Annotated in this window: 23 protein-coding genes; 12 read left to right on the top strand and 11 right to left on the bottom strand. The window is 62.3% G+C overall.

Translation table 11 applies throughout. The annotated features are described in order from the left end of the window. Positions 1 to 2: 2 nt before the first annotated feature. The 5 genes from ccmE to ccmA all read right to left on the bottom strand — a co-directional run bounded on the left by ccmE (position 3) and on the right by ccmA (position 2,766). Positions 3 to 458 (bottom strand): cytochrome c maturation protein CcmE, encoded by a 456-nt coding sequence (ccmE, locus tag AC0IYH_RS11535; RefSeq protein ID WP_116629640.1) that lies wholly within the window; start codon positions 456 to 458, stop codon positions 3 to 5. Continuing rightward, positions 455 to 631 (bottom strand): heme exporter protein CcmD, encoded by a 177-nt coding sequence (gene ccmD / locus AC0IYH_RS11530; RefSeq protein WP_065924460.1) that lies wholly within the window; start codon positions 629 to 631, stop codon positions 455 to 457. Before ccmD ends, ccmE begins: the two co-directional genes overlap by 4 nt. Further along, on the bottom strand, positions 628 to 1,383 hold the full coding sequence (locus tag AC0IYH_RS11525) for a heme ABC transporter permease (protein ID WP_116629639.1): 756 nt from the start codon (positions 1,381 to 1,383) through the stop codon (positions 628 to 630). Before AC0IYH_RS11525 ends, ccmD begins: the two co-directional genes overlap by 4 nt. A gap of 82 nt (positions 1,384 to 1,465) precedes the next feature. After that, positions 1,466 to 2,134: a heme exporter protein CcmB gene (ccmB, locus tag AC0IYH_RS11520; RefSeq protein WP_116629696.1), complete on the bottom strand. Its 669-nt coding sequence runs from the start codon at positions 2,132 to 2,134 to the stop codon at positions 1,466 to 1,468. Continuing rightward, positions 2,131 to 2,766 (bottom strand): cytochrome c biogenesis heme-transporting ATPase CcmA, encoded by a 636-nt coding sequence (gene ccmA / locus AC0IYH_RS11515; RefSeq protein WP_122773076.1) that lies wholly within the window; start codon positions 2,764 to 2,766, stop codon positions 2,131 to 2,133. Before ccmA ends, ccmB begins: the two co-directional genes overlap by 4 nt. 200 nt (positions 2,767 to 2,966) lie before the next feature. On the opposite strand from ccmA, the gene fliK reads away from it, so the two are divergent. Then, a complete protein-coding gene (fliK, locus tag AC0IYH_RS11510; RefSeq protein ID WP_471834390.1) occupies positions 2,967 to 4,544 on the top strand; it encodes a flagellar hook-length control protein FliK in 1,578 nt (525 codons plus the stop codon). Then, on the top strand, positions 4,541 to 4,870 hold the full coding sequence (locus AC0IYH_RS11505; protein WP_101268030.1) for an EscU/YscU/HrcU family type III secretion system export apparatus switch protein: 330 nt from the start codon (positions 4,541 to 4,543) through the stop codon (positions 4,868 to 4,870). The genes fliK and AC0IYH_RS11505 overlap by 4 nt, the downstream gene beginning before the upstream one ends. 67 nt (positions 4,871 to 4,937) lie before the next feature. Here the strand turns inward: AC0IYH_RS11505 and AC0IYH_RS11500 are convergent, their stop codons facing one another. Further along, complete coding sequence (locus AC0IYH_RS11500) at positions 4,938 to 6,164, bottom strand: molybdopterin molybdotransferase MoeA (RefSeq protein ID WP_471834388.1); 1,227 nt, start codon at positions 6,162 to 6,164, stop codon at positions 4,938 to 4,940. Continuing rightward, positions 6,148 to 6,687, bottom strand: a complete 540-nt coding sequence (moaB, locus tag AC0IYH_RS11495) for a molybdenum cofactor biosynthesis protein B (RefSeq protein ID WP_056857153.1) — start codon at positions 6,685 to 6,687, stop codon at positions 6,148 to 6,150. The genes AC0IYH_RS11500 and moaB overlap by 17 nt, the downstream gene beginning before the upstream one ends. Before the next feature lie 76 nt (positions 6,688 to 6,763). Here moaB and mobA point away from each other — a divergent pair, with 76 nt between their 5' ends. Beyond that, positions 6,764 to 7,366: a molybdenum cofactor guanylyltransferase MobA gene (gene mobA / locus AC0IYH_RS11490; protein ID WP_471834386.1), complete on the top strand. Its 603-nt coding sequence runs from the start codon at positions 6,764 to 6,766 to the stop codon at positions 7,364 to 7,366. Positions 7,367 to 7,447: 81 nt separating this feature from the next. Continuing rightward, a complete protein-coding gene (locus tag AC0IYH_RS11485) occupies positions 7,448 to 7,669 on the top strand; it encodes a YgdI/YgdR family lipoprotein (RefSeq protein ID WP_016978480.1) in 222 nt (73 codons plus the stop codon). A 55-nt stretch (positions 7,670 to 7,724) separates the two neighbouring features. Here the strand turns inward: AC0IYH_RS11485 and AC0IYH_RS11480 are convergent, their stop codons facing one another. The 3 genes from AC0IYH_RS11480 to AC0IYH_RS11470 form a co-directional block, all read right to left on the bottom strand. Continuing rightward, positions 7,725 to 8,615, bottom strand: coding sequence for a pseudouridine synthase (locus AC0IYH_RS11480; protein WP_471834434.1), 891 nt, complete (start codon positions 8,613 to 8,615; stop codon positions 7,725 to 7,727). A gap of 72 nt (positions 8,616 to 8,687) precedes the next feature. Next, on the bottom strand, positions 8,688 to 9,023 hold the full coding sequence (locus AC0IYH_RS11475) for a transcriptional regulator (RefSeq protein ID WP_116629634.1): 336 nt from the start codon (positions 9,021 to 9,023) through the stop codon (positions 8,688 to 8,690). 74 nt (positions 9,024 to 9,097) lie between these two features. Then, entirely contained in the window at positions 9,098 to 9,334 is a 237-nt protein-coding gene (locus tag AC0IYH_RS11470) for a glutaredoxin family protein (protein WP_116629633.1), read from the bottom strand. Between the two features lie 141 nt (positions 9,335 to 9,475). Between AC0IYH_RS11470 and AC0IYH_RS11465 the strand changes: the two genes are divergently transcribed. Then, positions 9,476 to 11,185: a monovalent cation:proton antiporter-2 (CPA2) family protein gene (locus tag AC0IYH_RS11465; protein WP_116629632.1), complete on the top strand. Its 1,710-nt coding sequence runs from the start codon at positions 9,476 to 9,478 to the stop codon at positions 11,183 to 11,185. Here AC0IYH_RS11465 and AC0IYH_RS11460 read toward each other — a convergent pair. After that, a complete protein-coding gene (locus tag AC0IYH_RS11460; RefSeq protein ID WP_116629694.1) occupies positions 11,172 to 12,380 on the bottom strand; it encodes an ammonium transporter in 1,209 nt (402 codons plus the stop codon). The two genes, AC0IYH_RS11465 and AC0IYH_RS11460, sit on opposite strands and share 14 nt — an antisense overlap. A 348-nt stretch (positions 12,381 to 12,728) precedes the next feature. Between AC0IYH_RS11460 and AC0IYH_RS11455 the strand changes: the two genes are divergently transcribed. The 7 genes from AC0IYH_RS11455 to AC0IYH_RS11425 all read left to right on the top strand — a co-directional run bounded on the left by AC0IYH_RS11455 (position 12,729) and on the right by AC0IYH_RS11425 (position 17,884). After that, positions 12,729 to 13,043, top strand: a complete 315-nt coding sequence (locus tag AC0IYH_RS11455) for an ElaB/YgaM/YqjD family protein (protein WP_471834384.1) — start codon at positions 12,729 to 12,731, stop codon at positions 13,041 to 13,043. Positions 13,044 to 13,047: 4 nt separating this feature from the next. After that, entirely contained in the window at positions 13,048 to 13,437 is a 390-nt protein-coding gene (locus tag AC0IYH_RS11450; RefSeq protein ID WP_116629630.1) for a phage holin family protein, read from the top strand. Continuing rightward, positions 13,434 to 13,775 carry a hypothetical protein gene (locus AC0IYH_RS11445; protein WP_116629629.1) on the top strand — a complete coding sequence of 114 codons (342 nt, stop codon included), beginning with the start codon at positions 13,434 to 13,436 and terminating at the stop codon, positions 13,773 to 13,775. Before AC0IYH_RS11450 ends, AC0IYH_RS11445 begins: the two co-directional genes overlap by 4 nt. Positions 13,776 to 13,867: 92 nt before the next feature. After that, positions 13,868 to 15,031 carry an EAL domain-containing protein gene (locus AC0IYH_RS11440; RefSeq protein WP_116629628.1) on the top strand — a complete coding sequence of 388 codons (1,164 nt, stop codon included), beginning with the start codon at positions 13,868 to 13,870 and terminating at the stop codon, positions 15,029 to 15,031. Positions 15,032 to 15,102: 71 nt separating this feature from the next. Further along, positions 15,103 to 16,434 (top strand): deoxyguanosinetriphosphate triphosphohydrolase, encoded by a 1,332-nt coding sequence (locus AC0IYH_RS11435; protein ID WP_116629627.1) that lies wholly within the window; start codon positions 15,103 to 15,105, stop codon positions 16,432 to 16,434. 171 nt (positions 16,435 to 16,605) lie between these two features. Beyond that, positions 16,606 to 17,001 carry a response regulator gene (locus AC0IYH_RS11430; RefSeq protein WP_471834381.1) on the top strand — a complete coding sequence of 132 codons (396 nt, stop codon included), beginning with the start codon at positions 16,606 to 16,608 and terminating at the stop codon, positions 16,999 to 17,001. Between the two features lie 256 nt (positions 17,002 to 17,257). Beyond that, a complete protein-coding gene (locus tag AC0IYH_RS11425; RefSeq protein ID WP_116629625.1) occupies positions 17,258 to 17,884 on the top strand; it encodes a response regulator transcription factor in 627 nt (208 codons plus the stop codon). Positions 17,885 to 17,886: the final 2 nt, after the last annotated feature.

The raw sequence follows: 17,886 nt of genomic DNA, 5'->3' as shown, positions 1-17,886 counted from the left end.
ACTTAGCCCTCCTTGGCAGGCGTTGGTGCGGACTGGCCGCTGTCTTTGAGGGCCTTGGTGACTTCCGGCGGCATGTATTTCTCATCGTGCTTGGCCAGCACTTCGTCGGCCACCACCACGCCCTCGGCGTTGAGCTTGCCCAGGGCGACGATGCCCTGGCCTTCGCGGAACAGGTCCGGGAGGATGCCGCGATAGCTGATGGTTACGGACTTGCTGAAGTCGGTGACCACGAAGGTCACGTCCAGGGAGTCGGCGGAGCGTTTCAACGAACCCTTCTCCACCATGCCGCCGGCGCGGATGCGTGTGTCCACAGGTGCTTCGCCATTGGCGATCTGGGTCGGGGTGTAGAACAGGTTGATGTTCTGCTGCAAAGCGCTCAAGGCCAGGGCCACGGCAATGCCGACGCCGGCCAGGATGGCAAGGATGATCAACAGACGCTTTCTACGCAGGGGGTTCACTTTTCGGTCTCCCGGCGCAGACGACGCGCCTCTTGTTGCAGGTAACGCTTGCGGGCCAGGATCGGCGCGACGACGTTGAGGGCCAGCACCGCCAGGCAGATGCCATAGGCCGTCCAGACATACAGGCCGTGATGGCCCATGGCGAGAAAATCACTGAACGAGGCAAAACTCATGCGCGCGCTCCCAGGCTGCTCTGCACTTGGGCCTTGACCCAACTGGCGCGGGCTTCACGCTTGAGCACTTCGAGGCGCATGCGCATCAGCAATACGGCGCCGAAGAAACAGTAGAAGCCCAGTACCATCAGCAGCAGCGGCGCCCACATTTCCACGGGCATCGCCGGTTTTTCGGTGAGGGTGAAGGTGGCGCCCTGGTGCAGGGTGTTCCACCACTCCACCGAGTATTTGATGATTGGGATGTTGATCACGCCGACAATCGCCAGCACCGCGCAGGCCTTGGCGGCGCTGTCACGATTACTGATCGCGTTACCGAGGGCAATCAGACCGAAGTACAGGAACAGCAGGATCAACATGGACGTTAGTCGCGCATCCCACACCCACCACGAACCCCAGGTGGGCTTGCCCCAGATCGCGCCGGTGACCAGCGCCACGGCGGTCATCCACGCACCGATGGGCGCGGCGCATTGCAGGGCCACGTCGGCCAGCTTCATCTTCCACACCAGGCCGACGATGCCGCACACCGCCAGCATCACGTAGCAGGACTGGGCCAGCATCGCGGCAGGCACGTGGATATAGATGATGCGAAAGCTGTTGCCTTGCTGGTAGTCGGGCGGCGCGAAGGCCAGACCCCAAACCAGCCCGACGCCGATCAGCAGGATGGCGGCGACGCTCAACCACGGCAGCAGCTTGCCACTGATGCCGTAGAACCATTTGGGCGAGCCGAGCTTGTGAAACCAGGTCCAGTTCATTGCTGTTTCTCACGGTTGCTGCTCGTCGTTGCGAGAAGCGTAGGGTCTTTACTGACTCAGCGTAACGCTGGGTCAGACCTCATTATTCGCCGACGCTGATCTTCAGGCCGGCCGCTATGGCAAAGGGTGTCAGGGTTACCGCCAGGGCGGTCAGGCTAGCCAGCCACAGGAGGTAACCGGTCGCCGGCATACCCATGAGCGCGGCTTGTAAAGCGCCACTGCCGAGGATCAATACCGGGATATACAAAGGCAGAATCAGCAGGGCCAGCAGCAGGCCACCACGCTTCAAACCGACGGTCAACGCTGCGCCCACCGCCCCCAACAGGCTGAGCACCGGCGTACCGAGCAACAAGGACAGCAACAATACCGGCAGGCACTCGACGGGCAACCCCAGCATCATCGCCAGCAGCGGCGAGAGCAAGACTAGCGCCAAGCCGGAAAAAGCCCAGTGTGCCAGCACCTTGGCCAGTACCAGAAGTGGCAATGGGTGCGACGAAAGGACCCACTGTTCCAGGGAACCGTCTTCGAAATCACTGCGAAACAGCCCGTCCAGCGAGAGCAGAACCGATAACAGCGCCGCCACCCACACCAGTCCTGGGGACAAGGTTTGCAACAGTTTAGTCTCCGGGCCGACCGCCAACGGGAACAGCGCGATCACAATCGCAAAGAACACCAGCGGGTTGGCCAGCTCGGCCGGGCGACGGCACAGCAGCCGCGCTTCGCGGGCGACCAGCAGGGCGAACACACTCATGCTGACCACCGCGCCAAATCCAGCTCGCGGTAACCGGCGGGCAGGCGTGTGAGCGTGTGGTGGGTGGTCAGCAAGACGGTGCCGCCCTGCTCGCAATGTTGCGCCAGGTGTTCTTCGAGCTGGGCAACCCCGTGTTTGTCGAGGGCGGTGAAGGGTTCGTCGAGAATCCACAACGGCGGGCCGGGCAGGTACAAACGCGCGAGGGCCACGCGGCGCTGCTGGCCGGCGGACAGGGTGTGGCAAGGCACGTCTTCAAAACCCTGGAGGCCGACCGCCGCCAGCGCCTGCCAGATGGCATCGCGAGATGCGGGGTGATGCAGGGCGCTGAGCCAGCTGAGGTTTTCTTCGGCGGTGAGCACGTCCTTGATGCCGGCGGCGTGGCCGATCCAGATCAGGTTACGTGCCAGCGTGCTGCGTTGTTGATTCAGGGGTTTGCCGTTGAGGCGTACTTCACCGGCCGTGGGCTGCATCAACCCGGCCAGCAGGCGCAACAGGCTGGTCTTGCCGCTGCCATTGGGCCCGCTGACCTGCACCATGTCGCCGCCCGCCAGCCGCAGTTCGAGGTGTTCGAACAGCAGGCGCAGGTCGCGTTCACAGGAGAGCGCTACGGCTTCAAGAAGAGGGCTGGTCAAGAGATCGCGGGCCTTTACGGTTCAAGTCGGCGGTGCAGCGGCCGTTATAGAGAGATGCACAATAACGGCTTTGGCGACCGATTTTAGAGAGCTGGATCAAATAGTTGTGAGGTTTTTAGCGCTCTCTTTGCAGACGGGCGGCATTATACATGCGATGCCCTACTCTAAAGAGGGCAATTTCCCCAGAGACGACGTGCACGATGACCGGTGAGATCAACCTTCCTACGCTGCCTCCAGCCCCGGCTACCGGGCCTGCGCCGCTGCCTGCGGGCGGTGAACTGCTGAAACTGCTCGAACCGCAGATCGGCTTGATCGACCCGGGGAAAACCGCGAATGCCGAAGTCATCGCCCTTAAACAAGGCGGTGAAGCCTTTCAATTGTTGCTCAAACTGACCCTCGACGGTGGCCGCCAGACCCTGGTGCAGGCCAGCAGCGCCCAGCCGTTGCCGTTGGGCAGCAATGTGGCGGTGAGCCAGACCCCGGCGGGCAACCTGACCCTCAGCCTGCAGCAGGCCTTGAGCGCCAATGTCGCCGCCCTCACCCGCATCGACACCAACCAGATGCCGGTGGGCACGCTGTTACAGGCCAAGGTGTTGACCACGCAGATGCTGCCGCAAGGCACGGCGCAGCCGGCGATTTACCGCTCATTGGTCACCGTGCTCAATAACGCGTTGGCCGGTGCGACGCTTACGGTGGAAAGCCCGCAACCCTTGCGCGTCGGCAGCCTGCTCAGCGCCGTGGTGCAGAGTGCGCAGACGTTGAATTTTGTGCCGTTGAGCGGCCTCAAGGATCAATTGGCGGTCACGCAGCAACTCGCCACCCAGCAAAGTCGCCAGGGCTCGCTGGATGCAGTCTTTACCGCGATCCAGAACCTGCCGCGCGGCGACAGCACCTCCGCCGACCTGCGCGCGGCGGCCGACCGCTTGCTGGCCGCCCTGCCCGACCTGGCCCAGGTGAGCAATCCCAAGGTGCTGGCCCAGGTGATCCAGAACAGCGGCGCGTTCCTGGAAGCCAAATTGCTCGCCGGGCAAAACCCGCAAGTGCCGCCGCTGGACATGAAGGGCGCCCTGCTGCGGCTGGTCGCGGACCTGCTGCCCGCCCTGCCCGCCAGCACCAACCTGAGCGCAATCCTCGCCGCCAATACCCTGGCCCAGGTGATGCCCAACTTTGTGCGCAGCCCGTTGAATACGTTGGGTCAGGTCAGCGCCCGGCAGACGCCTGTTGGCTTCCCGCTGCCCGAGCGGTTGATGGCCAAACTGGAAGGCGAAGGCGACCTGGAAAACCTGCTGCGCCTGGCCGCCGGCGCCATTTCGCGGCTGCAGAGCCACCAGCTATCGAGCCTGGAGCAGACCGGCACCACCGCCGATGGCCGCTTGCAAACCACCTGGCAACTGGAAATCCCCATGCGCACCTTGCAAGACATCGTGCCGTTGCAGGTCAAGTTCCAGCGCGAGGAACCGGCGCCGGACAAGGACCAGCCCGAACGCAAAGACAAAAAAGACCCCAAGCAAATGCTCTGGCGTGTGGAGATGGCTCTGGACATGGAGCCGCTGGGGCCTTTGCAGGTTCAGGCGCAACTGACCCAGGGCAAATTGTCCAGCCAGCTGTGGGCCACGCGACCGTTTACCGCCAGCCTGATCGAAAGCCATTTGGGCAGTTTGCGTGAACGCCTGGTGACCTCGGGCCTCAACGTCGGCGACCTCGACTGCCACCTCGGTACACCACCGCGCGGGCCAAAAACCGGACTGGAGCAACGCTGGGTGGACGAAACCGCATGAAAAACCCCAGCCCACCGCGCCAGGCGATAGCGCTCAAGTACGACGGCCAGCAAGCGCCGACCCTGACCGCCAAGGGCGACGACGCCCTGGCCGAAGCCATCCTGAAACTGGCGCGGGAAAATGAAGTCCCGATCTATGAGAATGCCGAGCTGGTGAAACTGCTGGCACGCATGGAATTGGGCGACAGTATTCCGGAGGAGTTGTATCGCACGATTGCCGAAATTATTGCGTTTGCCTGGACGCTCAAAGGCAAGTTCCCGGTGGGTTACGACCCGAATGCCGGGCCGGTGGAGCGGGATGTGACTGAGCGCGGGGATGATTACTGAGCGCCTCCAAACCTACAAAGATCCAAATGTGGGAGGGGGCAAGCCCCCTCCCACATTGGATTTGTGCTCAGTTCAGGACTTCACTCAGCGGGATGAAATTGACCCGGTCGCCCATCTCCAGCGTCGTCCCCTCCAGCACCTCCACAAACCCTTCCGCCCACGCCGCGCTGCGCAGCACGCCAGAACTCTGGTTGCGGTAAATGATCGCCTTGCCCTGCTCAATCCGCCCGCGCAGATACTCGCGGCGATTGCCCGGCTTGGGCCACGTGAACCCCACTGGCACTTCAAAACGCAACGGCGCCACCTCCTGCACACCCTGGCGGCGCAGCAGGTACGGACGCGCCAGCAGCGCAAACGTCACCAGGGTCGACGCCGGATTGCCCGGCAGGCCGATCACCGGCACGCCACGGAAATGCCCGAAGGTCAGCGGCTTGCCCGGTTTGATCGCCAGCTTCCACAGGGCCAGTTCGCCCTCTTCGCGCAGGGCGATACCGAGGAAGTCCGCCTCGCCCACCGACACGCCGCCGGTGGACAGGATCAAGTCGACATTGCCCAGGCCCGCCAGGCATGTACGGGTTTTTTCCAGGTTATCCGGGAGGATGCCGGCGTCGATCACTTCGCAACCCATGCGTTCCAGCCATGAGCACAGCACGCGGCGGTTGCTGTTGTAGATCTGGCCCGGGCCCAGCGGCAATCCTGGTTCGATCAACTCGTCACCGGTGGACAGCACCGCCACGCGCGGGCGGCGGATCACGCTCAGGCGAGCTTGCCCAAGGGAGGCGGCCAGCCCCAGTTCAATCGGGCCCAGGCGCGTGCCAGCGTTGAGCACCAATTCGCCGACGGTGGTTTCCTGGCCTTGGGGGCGGATGTTCTGGTGGGCGTGCAACGGCTCGGTAAAGCTCACGCGCTCGTCGGCGTGGACCACGGCGTTTTCCTGCATTTCCACGCAGTCGGCGCCTGCGGGTACCGGCGCGCCGGTGAAGATGCGCGCGCAGGTGCCGGCCGCCAACGGCTGTGGCGCGTTGCCGGCGAAAATGCGCTGGCTCACCACCAGCGGCTCACCGGCCCAGTCCGAAAGGCGCAGGGCGTAGCCGTCCATGGCGCTGTTGGGCCAGGGCGGCAGGTCAAGGGTGGAGGTCAGGTCCTGGGCCAGGACGCGGCCATCGCACTCGGCCAGGGGCAGCACGTGTTCCTCGCGGATCGGTGCGGCCGCGGCCATGTCCAGCAATTGCTGCAACGCGTCTTCCACCGGCATCAGGGCGCCAGTCTTGCCGGGCTTACCCACGGGATTCACAGGGTTCGGCCTGCTTGAGGTGCGGCACGAAGTTGCACGGGCGATGGCGGTTATCCAGTTGCTCGGCGAGGATGCCGTCCCAGCCGGTGCGCACCGCGTTGGTGGAACCCGGCAGGCAGCACACCAGCGTGCCATTGGCCAGGCCGGCCAGGGCGCGCGATTGCACGGTGGAGGTGCCGATATCGGCCACGGAGATCTGGCGGAACAGCTCGCCGAAACCGTCGACCTGCTTGTCCAGCAGGCAGCTTACGGCTTCAGGCGTGCTGTCGCGGCCGGTGAAGCCGGTGCCGCCGGTGATCAGCACCACTTGCACCACGTCTTCGGCGATCCAGTGGGCAACCTGGGCGCGGATCTTGTAGAGGTCGTCCTTGAGCAGCACGCGCTCGGCCAGGTTGTGGCCGGCGGCAGTCAGGCGGTCGACGAAGACCTGGCCCGAGGTGTCGGTGTCGAGGGTGCGGGTGTCGCTGACGGTCAGCACAGCAATATTCAGGGGTACGAAGGGCGCATCGGCCTTGGCTTTCATGGCTCGGTCCGGTTGTCGAAGGAACAGCCCGATGTTATATCACAGGGCCCTATTTACCTGCCGCAGCGGAACCACCATGTCTCTCGATTATTCGCCCCTGCCCTGTTCGATTCTGTTGCTGGCCGGCGGCCGTGGCCAGCGCATGGGTGGCCAGGACAAAGGCCTGCTGGCGTGGCACGGCCAGCCCCTGATCGCCCATCTGCAAAGCCTGACCCGGCCGCTCACCGATGACCTGATCATCTCGTGCAACCGCAACCACGACCGGTACGCGCCCTACGCCGACCAGCTGGTGAGCGACGACAGCCCGGACTTTCCCGGCCCGCTGGCCGGCATCCGCGCCGGCCTGGCGGCGGCGCGGCATGCGCATTTGCTGATATTGCCGTGCGACGTACCCAACATCGACGTGGGACTTCTTGACGACCTGCGCGAGATTGCACGCCGCAATCCACTCTGGCCGGTCATGGTACGTCACGGCGAATTCTGGGAACCCTTGATCTGCATCATCCCCACCTACCTGCAACCTGAGATAGAACAGGCCTGGCACGCCGGAGAGCGCAGCCCGCGCAAGATCTTCCTGCAACTGGGCGGCATCGGCCTGGAATGCCCGGCGGATGATCCACGCCTGGCCAACTTGAATACGCCGCAGCTGTTGCACCCAAGGTCTGACGTGTCAGAATGAACTTTCGCACAAGGAACTTTGGCGACGTCTTACACGTCACAAGGTCAGCAATTAAAAAGTATTCTCTCGGAGACAACACCCATGACTCAACGGACCATCGCCGCTCTCATGCTTGCACTGGGCCTCGCCACCCTCGCCGGTTGCGCCTCGCCTACAGTGATCACCCTGAATGACGGTCGCGAAATCCAGGCCGTCGACACCCCTAAATTCGATAAGGATTCGGGCTTCTATGAGTTCGAACAGCTGGACGGCAAGCAGACCCGCATCAACAAGGATCAGGTCCGCACCGTTAAAGACCTGTAAGTCTTAGCGTTTGCCAACAAGGCCCGCCTCGCGCGGGCCTTGTTGTTTGCGGGGGTTACCAGTCGAGGGTGATCTGGCTGCGGAAACTGCGCTCTTCACCGGTGACCGGGTCTATAAAACGCACGCCTTGAGCAAGCAGTTTCAGCGGATTGGCGTAATCGTCCACGGCATCCTTGATCACGTCCGGGTAGAACGGGTCGTTACAGATGCTCGCCCCCAGCGCCGTCATGTGCACACGCAACTGGTGCTTCTTGCCCGTCACCGGGAACAGGCCATAGCGCCATAGGTCGCCGTTTTTCTCACGCACTTCAACGCCAGTTTCCGTATTGCTGGCGCCTTCGCCTTCCTGCATGCGAAAGAACGGTTCGCCGTCCACCAGGCGACTTTTATGCACCAGCGGGAAGCTCAACCCAGGCAGCGCCGGAGCGATGGCTTCGTAGAATTTATCGATCTTGCGTGTGGGAAACAGCTGCTGGTAAGCCGAGCGACTCGCCGGGTTGGCCGAGAACAGCACCAGGCCCGCGGTATGCCGGTCGATGCGATGCAGGGGCACCAGCGCGGGGTTGTCCAGGCGGCGAATCAGGCGGCGCAACAGGGTTTGCTCGACATACTCACCGGCCGGCGTCACGGGCAGGAAATGCGGTTTATCGGCCACCACCAGATGGTCGTCGGCGTACAGGATGGTTTCCTGTACCGGGATGACCTTTTCGTTCGGCACTTCGCGAAAGTAATAAATGCACAGGCCCTCCTTGTACGCCAGGCCCTGGCTGATCGGGCTGCCGTTGATATCCAGCACCCGGCCGCGGGCGATGCGATCCAGCCAGTGTTCACGGCTGATGGCCGGGAAGTGGTCGCACAGGCAATCCAGTACCGTCGCCCAAGGGCCAGGCGGCAGGTACAGGGTGCTGGCTTGGTGCTGGGACGCGGAAAAACCGGAACTGGACATGGCAATGCTCGAAGCCTGGAAAAACAGGCGGGCATTATCCCGCATGGAGCGGGATGGAGCCTAGGGCGGATCTCAGGGCTTGGCCAATTCGGCCCGGAGGATCGGCGAGGCACTGGCCGCGTCGGTGAACTCCTTGAGCCAGCGCAGCACATCCACCGCCTCCCAGCGCCCGGGGTCGTACAGCGCGTAGAGCAACCCCTGGTAACCCACCACGTCCAGCTGCTTGTGATAACCGGCGCGCTGGAACAACGCCTCGATCTCGGCAAAACAGGTGTTGAAATGCACTTTGCTAAAGGGCGTCTTGCCTTCCGTGACCAGGCCATCGAGGCGCAGCTCGTTCACCGCATCGCGCACCACGTCGGCGGACATGCGATTGACGCTGCTTTTAAGTTGTTCGACATTCACCACGGGCGTTTCCTTTATTCCTTTACTGTACGGGCATACAGTATCGCAATATTTGGAAACCCGCCATCGGATAAACCTTAACGAAGGAAGGAAACCACCTGCTCGGTGTCGAACGGCCAGTCCAGCTCTGCGCCGGTATCCACCCGGCGCAGTACCGGAATCCTTAGGCCGTAGGCTTCGGTCAGGTCGACGGGCTCGGTGATATCCACCAGCTCCACCAACAAACCGTGTTCGACGAGCGGCATGATTTCGGCCTCGGCAAACTCACACAGGTGGCAACCCAGGGTGCCGAACAACTGGCATTCAGGAAGCATGACGAATAGACCTGATCAGAAAACAGGCGACCATTCTAAGCCCGCTTGCCACAACAAAAAACCTGATCCAGATCAGCATGACCTATAACTGACTCAGCGATGCTCGCGGCTTTTTGCCGCCCCCCTGCAACGGAGTTGCCTGTGTTTGCCAACCTGCTGATCATTCTGGCCTCATCCCTGGTGGTGATCGCACTGTTTCGCCGCCTGCAACTGCCACCCGTGCTCGGCTACCTGTGCGTGGGCCTGGCCGTGGGGCCCACCGCGCTGGACTGGGTAAACGACAGCGAAGACCTGCCCGACCTCGCCGAACTGGGCGTGGTGTTCCTGCTGTTCTCCCTGGGCCTGGAGTTTTCCCTGACCAAAATGCTCGCTCTGCGCCGCGTGGTATTCGGCCTGGGCAGCTTGCAGGTGCTGGGCTGCGGGGCGTTGCTGGGCGGCTTGTTGATGGCCCTGGGCGTGGCGCCGGGCATCGCCTTGCTGCTCGGCGCAGGCCTGGCGCTGTCGTCCACGGCCATCGTCAGCAAGGAGTTGACCAGCCTCGGCGAAATCTTCAGCAGCCACGGCCAGAACGCGATTGGCGTATTGCTGTTCCAGGATGTGGTGGCAGTGTTGCTGCTGACCCTGGTGCCGGTGTTCGCCGGCAGCAGCGAGCAAGCCTGGTATTGGGCGCTGCCGCTGACGCTGGGCAAAACCGTGGTGCTGTTTGTCGGCCTGCTGCTGGCCAGCCGCTGGTTGTTGCCGCGCCTGTTTCGGGAAGTGGCGGCCTCCCACTCGGCCGAGCTGTTTGTGCTGTTGGCGCTGGTGATCGTGTTGCTCACCGCGTGGCTCACGCACCTGCTGGGCCTGTCGCCTGCCCTCGGCGCATTCCTGGCCGGCATGCTGCTGGGCGAAAGCCATTACCGCCACCAGATCGAAGCGGATATCCGCCCGTTTCGCGACATCCTGCTGGGGCTGTTTTTTGTCAGCATCGGCATGCTGATCGACTTGCAATTGTTCATCAGCCATAGCCTGCTGATTCTCGGCCTGACCCTCGCGCTCATGCTGGTGAAAGGCTGCGTGGTCGCCGCCCTGGTCAAGCTGCGCGGCAGCGACAGTGAAACCGCCTGGCGCAGCGGCCTGGCCCTTGCCCAGGGTGGCGAGTTCTGTTTTGCCTTGATGGCGCAGATGCAGCAGAGCCGGTTGATCCCGGATGAGTTCAACGGGCTGCTGCTGGCCGCTACCTTCTGCTCGATGCTGCTGACGCCGTTGTTGCTGCGTGCGGCACCGGCGATTGCCCTGCGCCTGCATCGCAAACCCAACCAACAGGTGCAACTGGAGGAAATCACCGCGCTCAACGCCGAGTTGCGCGGCCACGCGGTGATTTGCGGCTACGGCCGCGTCGGGCAATCCATCGGGCGTTTTCTACGCGGCGAGCAACAAAGCTTTATCGCCCTGGATGACGACCCGGAGCGCGTTCAGGAAGCCGCCAGCGAAGACCGCAGCGTGCACTACGGCGACTGCCGCCGTGGCGCGCTGCTCAGTGCGGTCGGCCTGGAACGCGCGCGGTTGGTGGTGATTGCCGTGGACGACAGCGATGTTGCCCTGACGGTGCTGAAAGAGGCGCGCAGGATCAACCCCGAGGTGCCCATCCTGGTGCGCACCCGCGATGACAGCCAGTGGGCCGAATTGAAAGCCGCAGGCGCCACCGAAGTGGTGCCCGAGCTATTGGAATCGAGCCTGATGCTCGCCTCCCACGCCCTGGCCCTGCTGGGCCTGCCGGCGCAACAGGTGCAGGCGCGGGTGGAGGAAGTGCGGCATAACCGCTACCGGCTGCTGCACGGGGTGGATGCGCCGCCGGTCAATCCTGGCTGACCGCGCCGATCTTGTGGATCGACAGGTCCGCGCCGTAATACTCCTCTTCCTGGCTCAGGCGCAGCCCGTGCACGCGCTTGATCACGCCGTACACCAGCAGGCCGCCACCGAATGCCACCAGCACGCCAAGCGCGGTGCCGATCAACTGGCTGATCAGGCTCACGCCGCCCAAGCCACCCAACGCGGTCTGGCCGAAGATGCCGCAAGCGATGCCGCCCCACACGCCACACAGGCCGTGCAGCGGCCACACACCCAGTACGTCGTCGATCTTCCAGCGGTCCTGGGCGGCGATAAAGCACCACACAAACAGGCCGCCGGCCACCACGCCAGTCACCAGCGCGCCCACCGGGTGCATCAGGTCGGAACCCGCACAGATCGCCACCAAACCGGCCAACGGGCCGTTATGCAGGAAACCCGGGTCATTGCGGCCGATCACCAGCGCGGCGACGGTGCCGCCGACCATGGCCATCAGCGAGTTGACCGCCACCAGGCCGCTCACGCCATTGAGGGTCTGGGCGCTCATCACGTTAAAGCCGAACCAGCCGACGATCAGGATCCACGAGCCCAGGGCCAAAAACGGAATGCTCGACGGCGCAAACGCCACCAGGCGCCCTTCGCGATAGCGCCCGTTGCGCGGCCCCAGCAACAGCACCGCCGCCAGCGCCAGCCAGCCGCCCATGGCGTGCACCACCACGGAGCCGGCGAAGTCATGGAAGCTCGCGCCAAAGGTCGCCAGCAGCCAGGCTTGCAGGCCGAAATTGCCGTTCCACACCATGCCTTCGAAGAACGGGTAGATGAAGGCCACGATTAGCGCCGTGGCGCACAGCTGGGGCGCGAACTTTGCACGCTCGGCAATGCCCCCGGAAATGATCGCCGGGATCGCCGCCGCAAAGGTCAGCAGGAAAAAGAACTTCACCAGGCCATAGCCATGGTCGGCGCTGATTACTGCCGCCGGTTGCATGAAGCTCACACCGTAAGAGATCCAATAGCCTATAAAGAAATAAGCCAGGGTGGAGATGGCGAAGTCGCTGAGAATTTTCGACAGCGCATTCACCTGGTTTTTCTGGCGCACCGTGCCGACTTCCAGGAACGCGAAGCCGGCGTGCATGGCCAGAACCATGACCGCACCGATCAGGATGAACAGGGTGTTGGAGCTATGGACAAGGGTGTCCACCGCGCTTTGCAAATTTTCCATGGAGGTTGGCAGGCCTGCATTAAAGGCAAAAAGCACCAAAGCGGTTCAAGCCAGGGTTGCGCGCACTAAATTGGCACCACCGGCACCGCCGCTCTTTGAGGAGGCGTGAACCGCTTTAGCGCAGCGATCAACACAACAGGCCGTTACCGACAGGGTTTTTCCGCGAGTTTCGGTTAATTAGGGTAAGGTTTTTCAAGGCATCGGCCCTGGCCCGCCCGGATTCGGCGCAAGCCCCGGAGCCTGCGCACCAAGGCAAAGCAAAAGCTGTACCACACAATTGCACTGAACCTTCACCGATACCGGTGACTCGAAAGCCAATGTAAAGATCAGCCAATCACGGAGATAACCATGGCCAGAAGAACTGCAAAGACTGCTCAAGAAATACTGCTGGCGGATTTTCAAACCCTGGTCAGCGACACCGAGAAGTTGCTGGACGACACCAAGGTGCTCGCCGGCGACCAGGCCGATGAGCTGCGCAGCAAGATCCACGACAGCCTGCTCAAGGCCCGTGAAACCCTGCAACTGACCGAAGACTCCCTGCGTGAACGCGGCCAGGCGGCAGTCGCTGCCACCGAAGATTACGTACAGGCCAACCCATGGCAATCGGTGGGCATCGCGGCCGGTGTGGGCTTTTTGATCGGTCTGCTGGCTACAAGGCGCTAACACTATGTCTATCGGCGAAACCGGCTCGTCAACGGGCGCAAGTTCTACCTCACGACGCCTGGGCGCAGCCGTTCTAGGCTTGTTGCACAGCCACGTCGAATTGTTTGGCATCGAGCTGCAGGAGCAGAAGGCGCGCACCGTCAGCCTGCTGCTGTTTGCCGGGCTGGCACTGGTGTTTGCCCTGCTGCTGCTGGTGGGGTTGTCGACACTGGTGATGATTCTGGTGTGGGACACCGGCTACCGCCTGACCGGAATTATCTGCCTCTGTGTGTTCTACAGCCTGGCTGCAGCCTTCTGCGGGGTGCGCTTGAAAGCGGCGGTGTTCGATGAGTCCACGCCGTTCCACGCCACCCTCGAAGAACTGGCCAATGACCGGGAGCGCCTGCTGCCATGAGCATGACTGAAATCCCGCACAACACCTCCCGCCGGGAAATGCGCAAGGCGCTGATCCGCCTGCGCATGGAAATGCACCGCCAGGAGATCCGTCACGAATCCCAACAATTGTTGGCGCCCCTGCACAAGGTACGGGACATGCGCCATAACTGGCAGGACCACATCGGCATCAAGCACGCGCCGCTGTGGGGCGTGGCCGCGGTTACGCTGATGGGGTTCTTCACCGGCAAGGGTGCCAAGGGCGGCAGTATCAGCAGTGTGACGCGCCTGGTAAGACTCGGCGCCGGCTTGATCCCATTGATCAAATTGGCGATGCAAGGCAGTTCGCGCAAAAGTTAAGCCCTGCTGGCTGCATTCTTGCTAACAGAAACGGCCCGGCCCTCGTTTTCGAGGGCCGGGCCTTTTTTCGCCAATTCTTTTAAGGAGGCCCCGTGATCGACGGGCAACCGCTCGCCTGCTTCCAACCGTTCATCGACACCGCCACCGGGCGCATCGCCGGCGTCGAGGCCCTGGGCCGCCTACGCCAGGCCGACGGCCGCTTGCAGTCCGTAGGCCCGCTGTTTGCCGACCCGCGCACGCCGGGTGTGAGCTTGCGGCGCCTCGACCGGCAGATCCGCGACAACGCGTTGAGCCGCCTGCACGAGGCCCCCGAAGACTGGTTCCTGAGCCTGAATATCTCCCCGCGCTGGATCAACCGTCTGCGCCCCGGCCAGGCACTGCCGAGCCTGAAACAGATCCACAGCCACGGGGTCGACCCACGGCGCATCGTATTCGAGATCACCGAGCTGGGCGGCGACATCCGCCGCCTGGCCGACGTGGTCGCGCGCTACCGCGAAGCCGGCGCGCGCATTGCCATTGATGACTTCGGCGCCGGCTACTCCCAGCTCGACCGCGTGCTGGCCTTGCAGCCGGATATCCTCAAGCTCGACATGCGCCTGTTTCAGGAAGCCGCCAAGGGCGGACCGAGCAGTGAAGTGGTGCGGGCCCTGGCACAGATGGCGGAAAAAACCGGTTGCTGGATCATTGCCGAGGGCGTGGAAACCGAGGCGCAGCTGAATTTCGCCCTGGAATGCGGCTCGCGTTATGTGCAGGGTTACCTGTTTGCCCAGGCGCAGTTGGACTGGTTCGCCACCGACGCCTTCGTACCGCGCTTTGCCCAACTGCGCGCGGCCTACGTCCAACAAAAGCTAGCCGAGCGCGGACGCATCATGCAGCTGCGCCAGCAACTGGCCGAGCTGATGAAAATCCTGCAGACCTGGGCCGAAACCCAGGCGCCGCTGACTCAGTTGCCCAAGCTGCCAGCCTTCCCCTGGTTGCTGCGTTTTTACCAGTGCGACCGGCACGGCACCCAACTGACGCCCAACTTCGAATGGCGCCAGGACGCCTGGCAGACGGACAGCCGCTACCTGGGCCACAACTGGTCGTGGCGCCCGTACTTCTATCACCTGCTGGCCGAAGGCTGGGACGAGCGCCGCCTGACGCTGTCCTCCACCTACCGCGACGCCACCACGAACCAGTACTGCCTCACTGCAGGACAATTCTTCAATAACGGTCAACGTTTGCTGTTAATCGATATCGACGCGGCCGGCCTGTAGATTTTCGCTTGCCCAGGCGTCGCTGAACCGGGAAGCTGGGGGGGTCATTCACCGCACGGAGAGTACCCGCCTTGGATTGGCCCACCCTGCTTACCCGCGAACGCCTTGGAAAACCCCTGCACAGTCCCGAAGAACTCGGCCGCAGCCCGTTTCACAAAGACCACGACCGGATTATTTTCTCGGGCGCGTTCCGCCGCCTGGGCCGCAAGACCCAAGTGCACCCGGTGTCCAGCAACGACCATATCCACACGCGCCTGACCCACTCCCTGGAAGTCAGCTGTGTCGGCCGCTCCCTCGGCATGCGCGTCGGTGAAACCCTGCGCAGCGCCCTGCCCGACTGGTGCGACCCGAGCGATCTGGGCATGGTGGTGCAATCGGCCTGCCTGGCCCATGACATCGGCAACCCACCATTCGGGCACTCCGGCGAAGATGCCATCCGCCATTGGTTCCAGCAGGCCGCAGGGCGCGGCTGGCTGGATGACATGAGCAGCGCAGAACGCAATGACTTCCTCAACTTCGAAGGCAATGCCCAGGGCTTTCGCGTGCTCACCCAGCTGGAATACCACCAGTTCGACGGCGGCACACGGCTGACCTACGCGACCCTGGGCACCTACCTCAAATACCCCTGGACCGCCCGCCACGCCGACGCCCTGGGCTACAAGAAGCACAAGTTCGGCTGCTACCAGAGCGAACTGCCGATCCTCGAGCAGATCGCCCACAAGCTCGGCCTGCCGCAACTCGAGGAACAACGCTGGGCGCGCCACCCGCTGGTGTACCTGATGGAGGCCGCAGACGATATCTGCTACGCCTTGATCGACCTGGAAGACGGCCTGGAAATGGAGTTGCTCGAATACGCCGAGGTTGAATCCCTGCTACTCAACCTGGTAGGCGACGACCTGCCGCAGACCTACCGCCAACTCGGCCCCCAGGACTCCCGCCGCCGCAAGCTGGCGATCCTGCGCGGCAAGGCCATCGAACACCTGACCAATGCGGCGGCCCAGGCCTTCGTCGAACAACAGGATGCCTTGCTGGCCGGCACCCTGCCCGGCGATCTGGTGGAGCACATGCACGGCCCGGCCAAACGCTGCGTGCTGGATGCCAAAGACATGGCGCGCAAGAAGATCTTTCAGGACAAGCGCAAGACTCTGCATGAGATCGGCGCCTACACCACCCTGGAAATTCTCCTGAACGCCTTTTGCGGTGCGGCACTGGAGCAACATGGCGGGCGCACGCCCTCTTTCAAGAACCGGCGCATTCTCGATCTGCTGGGCAACAACGCCCCCAACCCGGCGTGGCCGTTGCACGCTTCGTTCCTGCGCATGATCGACTTTATCGCCGGCATGACCGACAGTTATGCCACCGAAATGGCGCGGGAAATGACGGGGCGCTCCAGCCCGCAATGACCCTGCCGATCCAGCCGCCTGTTCACCGAACAGATTTCACCTACGAAGGGAACAGAGCGGCCTGATCGAATTCACACAAACGCACAAAGAATAATCGCGCACGTTCCAGGTCAATCTGGCGATTAGCACCCGCGTGCCCCCCATCGACGCTCGACTCACTGTGTGCCTTCTATGCCCAGCAGCAACCTTCGCATCCTGTTGGTGGAGGACCATCCCTTTCAACTGCTCGCCACTCAGTGCCTGTTGAGAAGCTTCGGCTACGAACGACTGACCCCCGCCGAAAACGCCGAACAGGCGGTCCGTCTGATGACGCTGGCGGATGCCCCCTTCGATATCATCCTGTGCGATCAATGCCTGCCTGACCTGCCCGGGCTTGAATTGATCGAGATCGCCAGTCGCCGACGCTTTACCAGCGCTGCCATTTTGCTCAGCGGGCTTCCCGACACCGAATTGTCCGCACTGCAAAACCAGGCAATGGAGCGTGGCCTGCCACTGCTCGGCTGCTTGTCAAAACCGTTGAACAAAGATGAGCTGGAGCGTTTGACCCGCTCATTACCCACGTTATAAATGTAGGACTTCAAACATATAAACCCGTCGAAAAGTGCCTGCAAAACCACCGTTAAATCCCTGGAAAAACGATTCGAATCGCACTCTGCTGAAACACTGAGCTCTCCCCTCACAAAGCCTTGGCAATAGGTCAGCTATTACCTTTTTTTATGTAGGAAACTTCCTGTTTTATACCAACTCCCCCTCGACTTCATGCTCTGCCCTCAGCTTCTGAGCTAATGTGCCCGCTTTATTTGCACTTGCATGGAATGTGATCATGAACACAGTTTTTATTATTGATGACCATCCGGTTATAAGACTTGCTATCCGAATGTTACTGGAGCACGAAGGTTATGAAGTAGTAGGCGAAACGGATAACGGCTGCGACGCCATACAAATGGTCCGCGAATGCCTGCCGGACCTGATCATCCTCGATATCAGCATTCCCAAACTCGACGGCCTGGAGGTGCTGTGCCGGTTCAACGCGATGAATTGCGCGATGAAGACCCTGGTGCTAACCGCCCAGTCCCCCACCCTTTTTGCCACGCGCTGCATGCGTTCGGGTGCCGATGGCTACGTGTGCAAGGAAGGCGATCTGAGCGAGTTGCTGAGCGCCATCCGCGCGGTGTTGTCCGGCTACAACTACTTCCCCAGCCAGGCCCTGAACGGCAGCAGCCGGGAGGGCGTGGATACCAGGGAACTGGACCTGTTCAAGGCCGTCAATGATCGCGAATTGATGGTATTGCAACTTTTTGCACAAGGCCGTACCAACAAGGAAATTGCCAAAGGCATGTTCCTCAGTAACAAGACGGTAAGTACTTATAAAAAGCGGCTGATGCAAAAACTTCAAGCCACATCCTTGGTAGAACTTATCGAGATGGCAAAACGAAACGCGCTAGTGTGAGA

The sequence above is a fragment of the Pseudomonas sp. AC463 genome (genome assembly GCF_979253585.1).
Note: the sequence above shows the minus strand (reverse complement) of the source record. Positions and strands in the feature narration are given on the sequence as shown.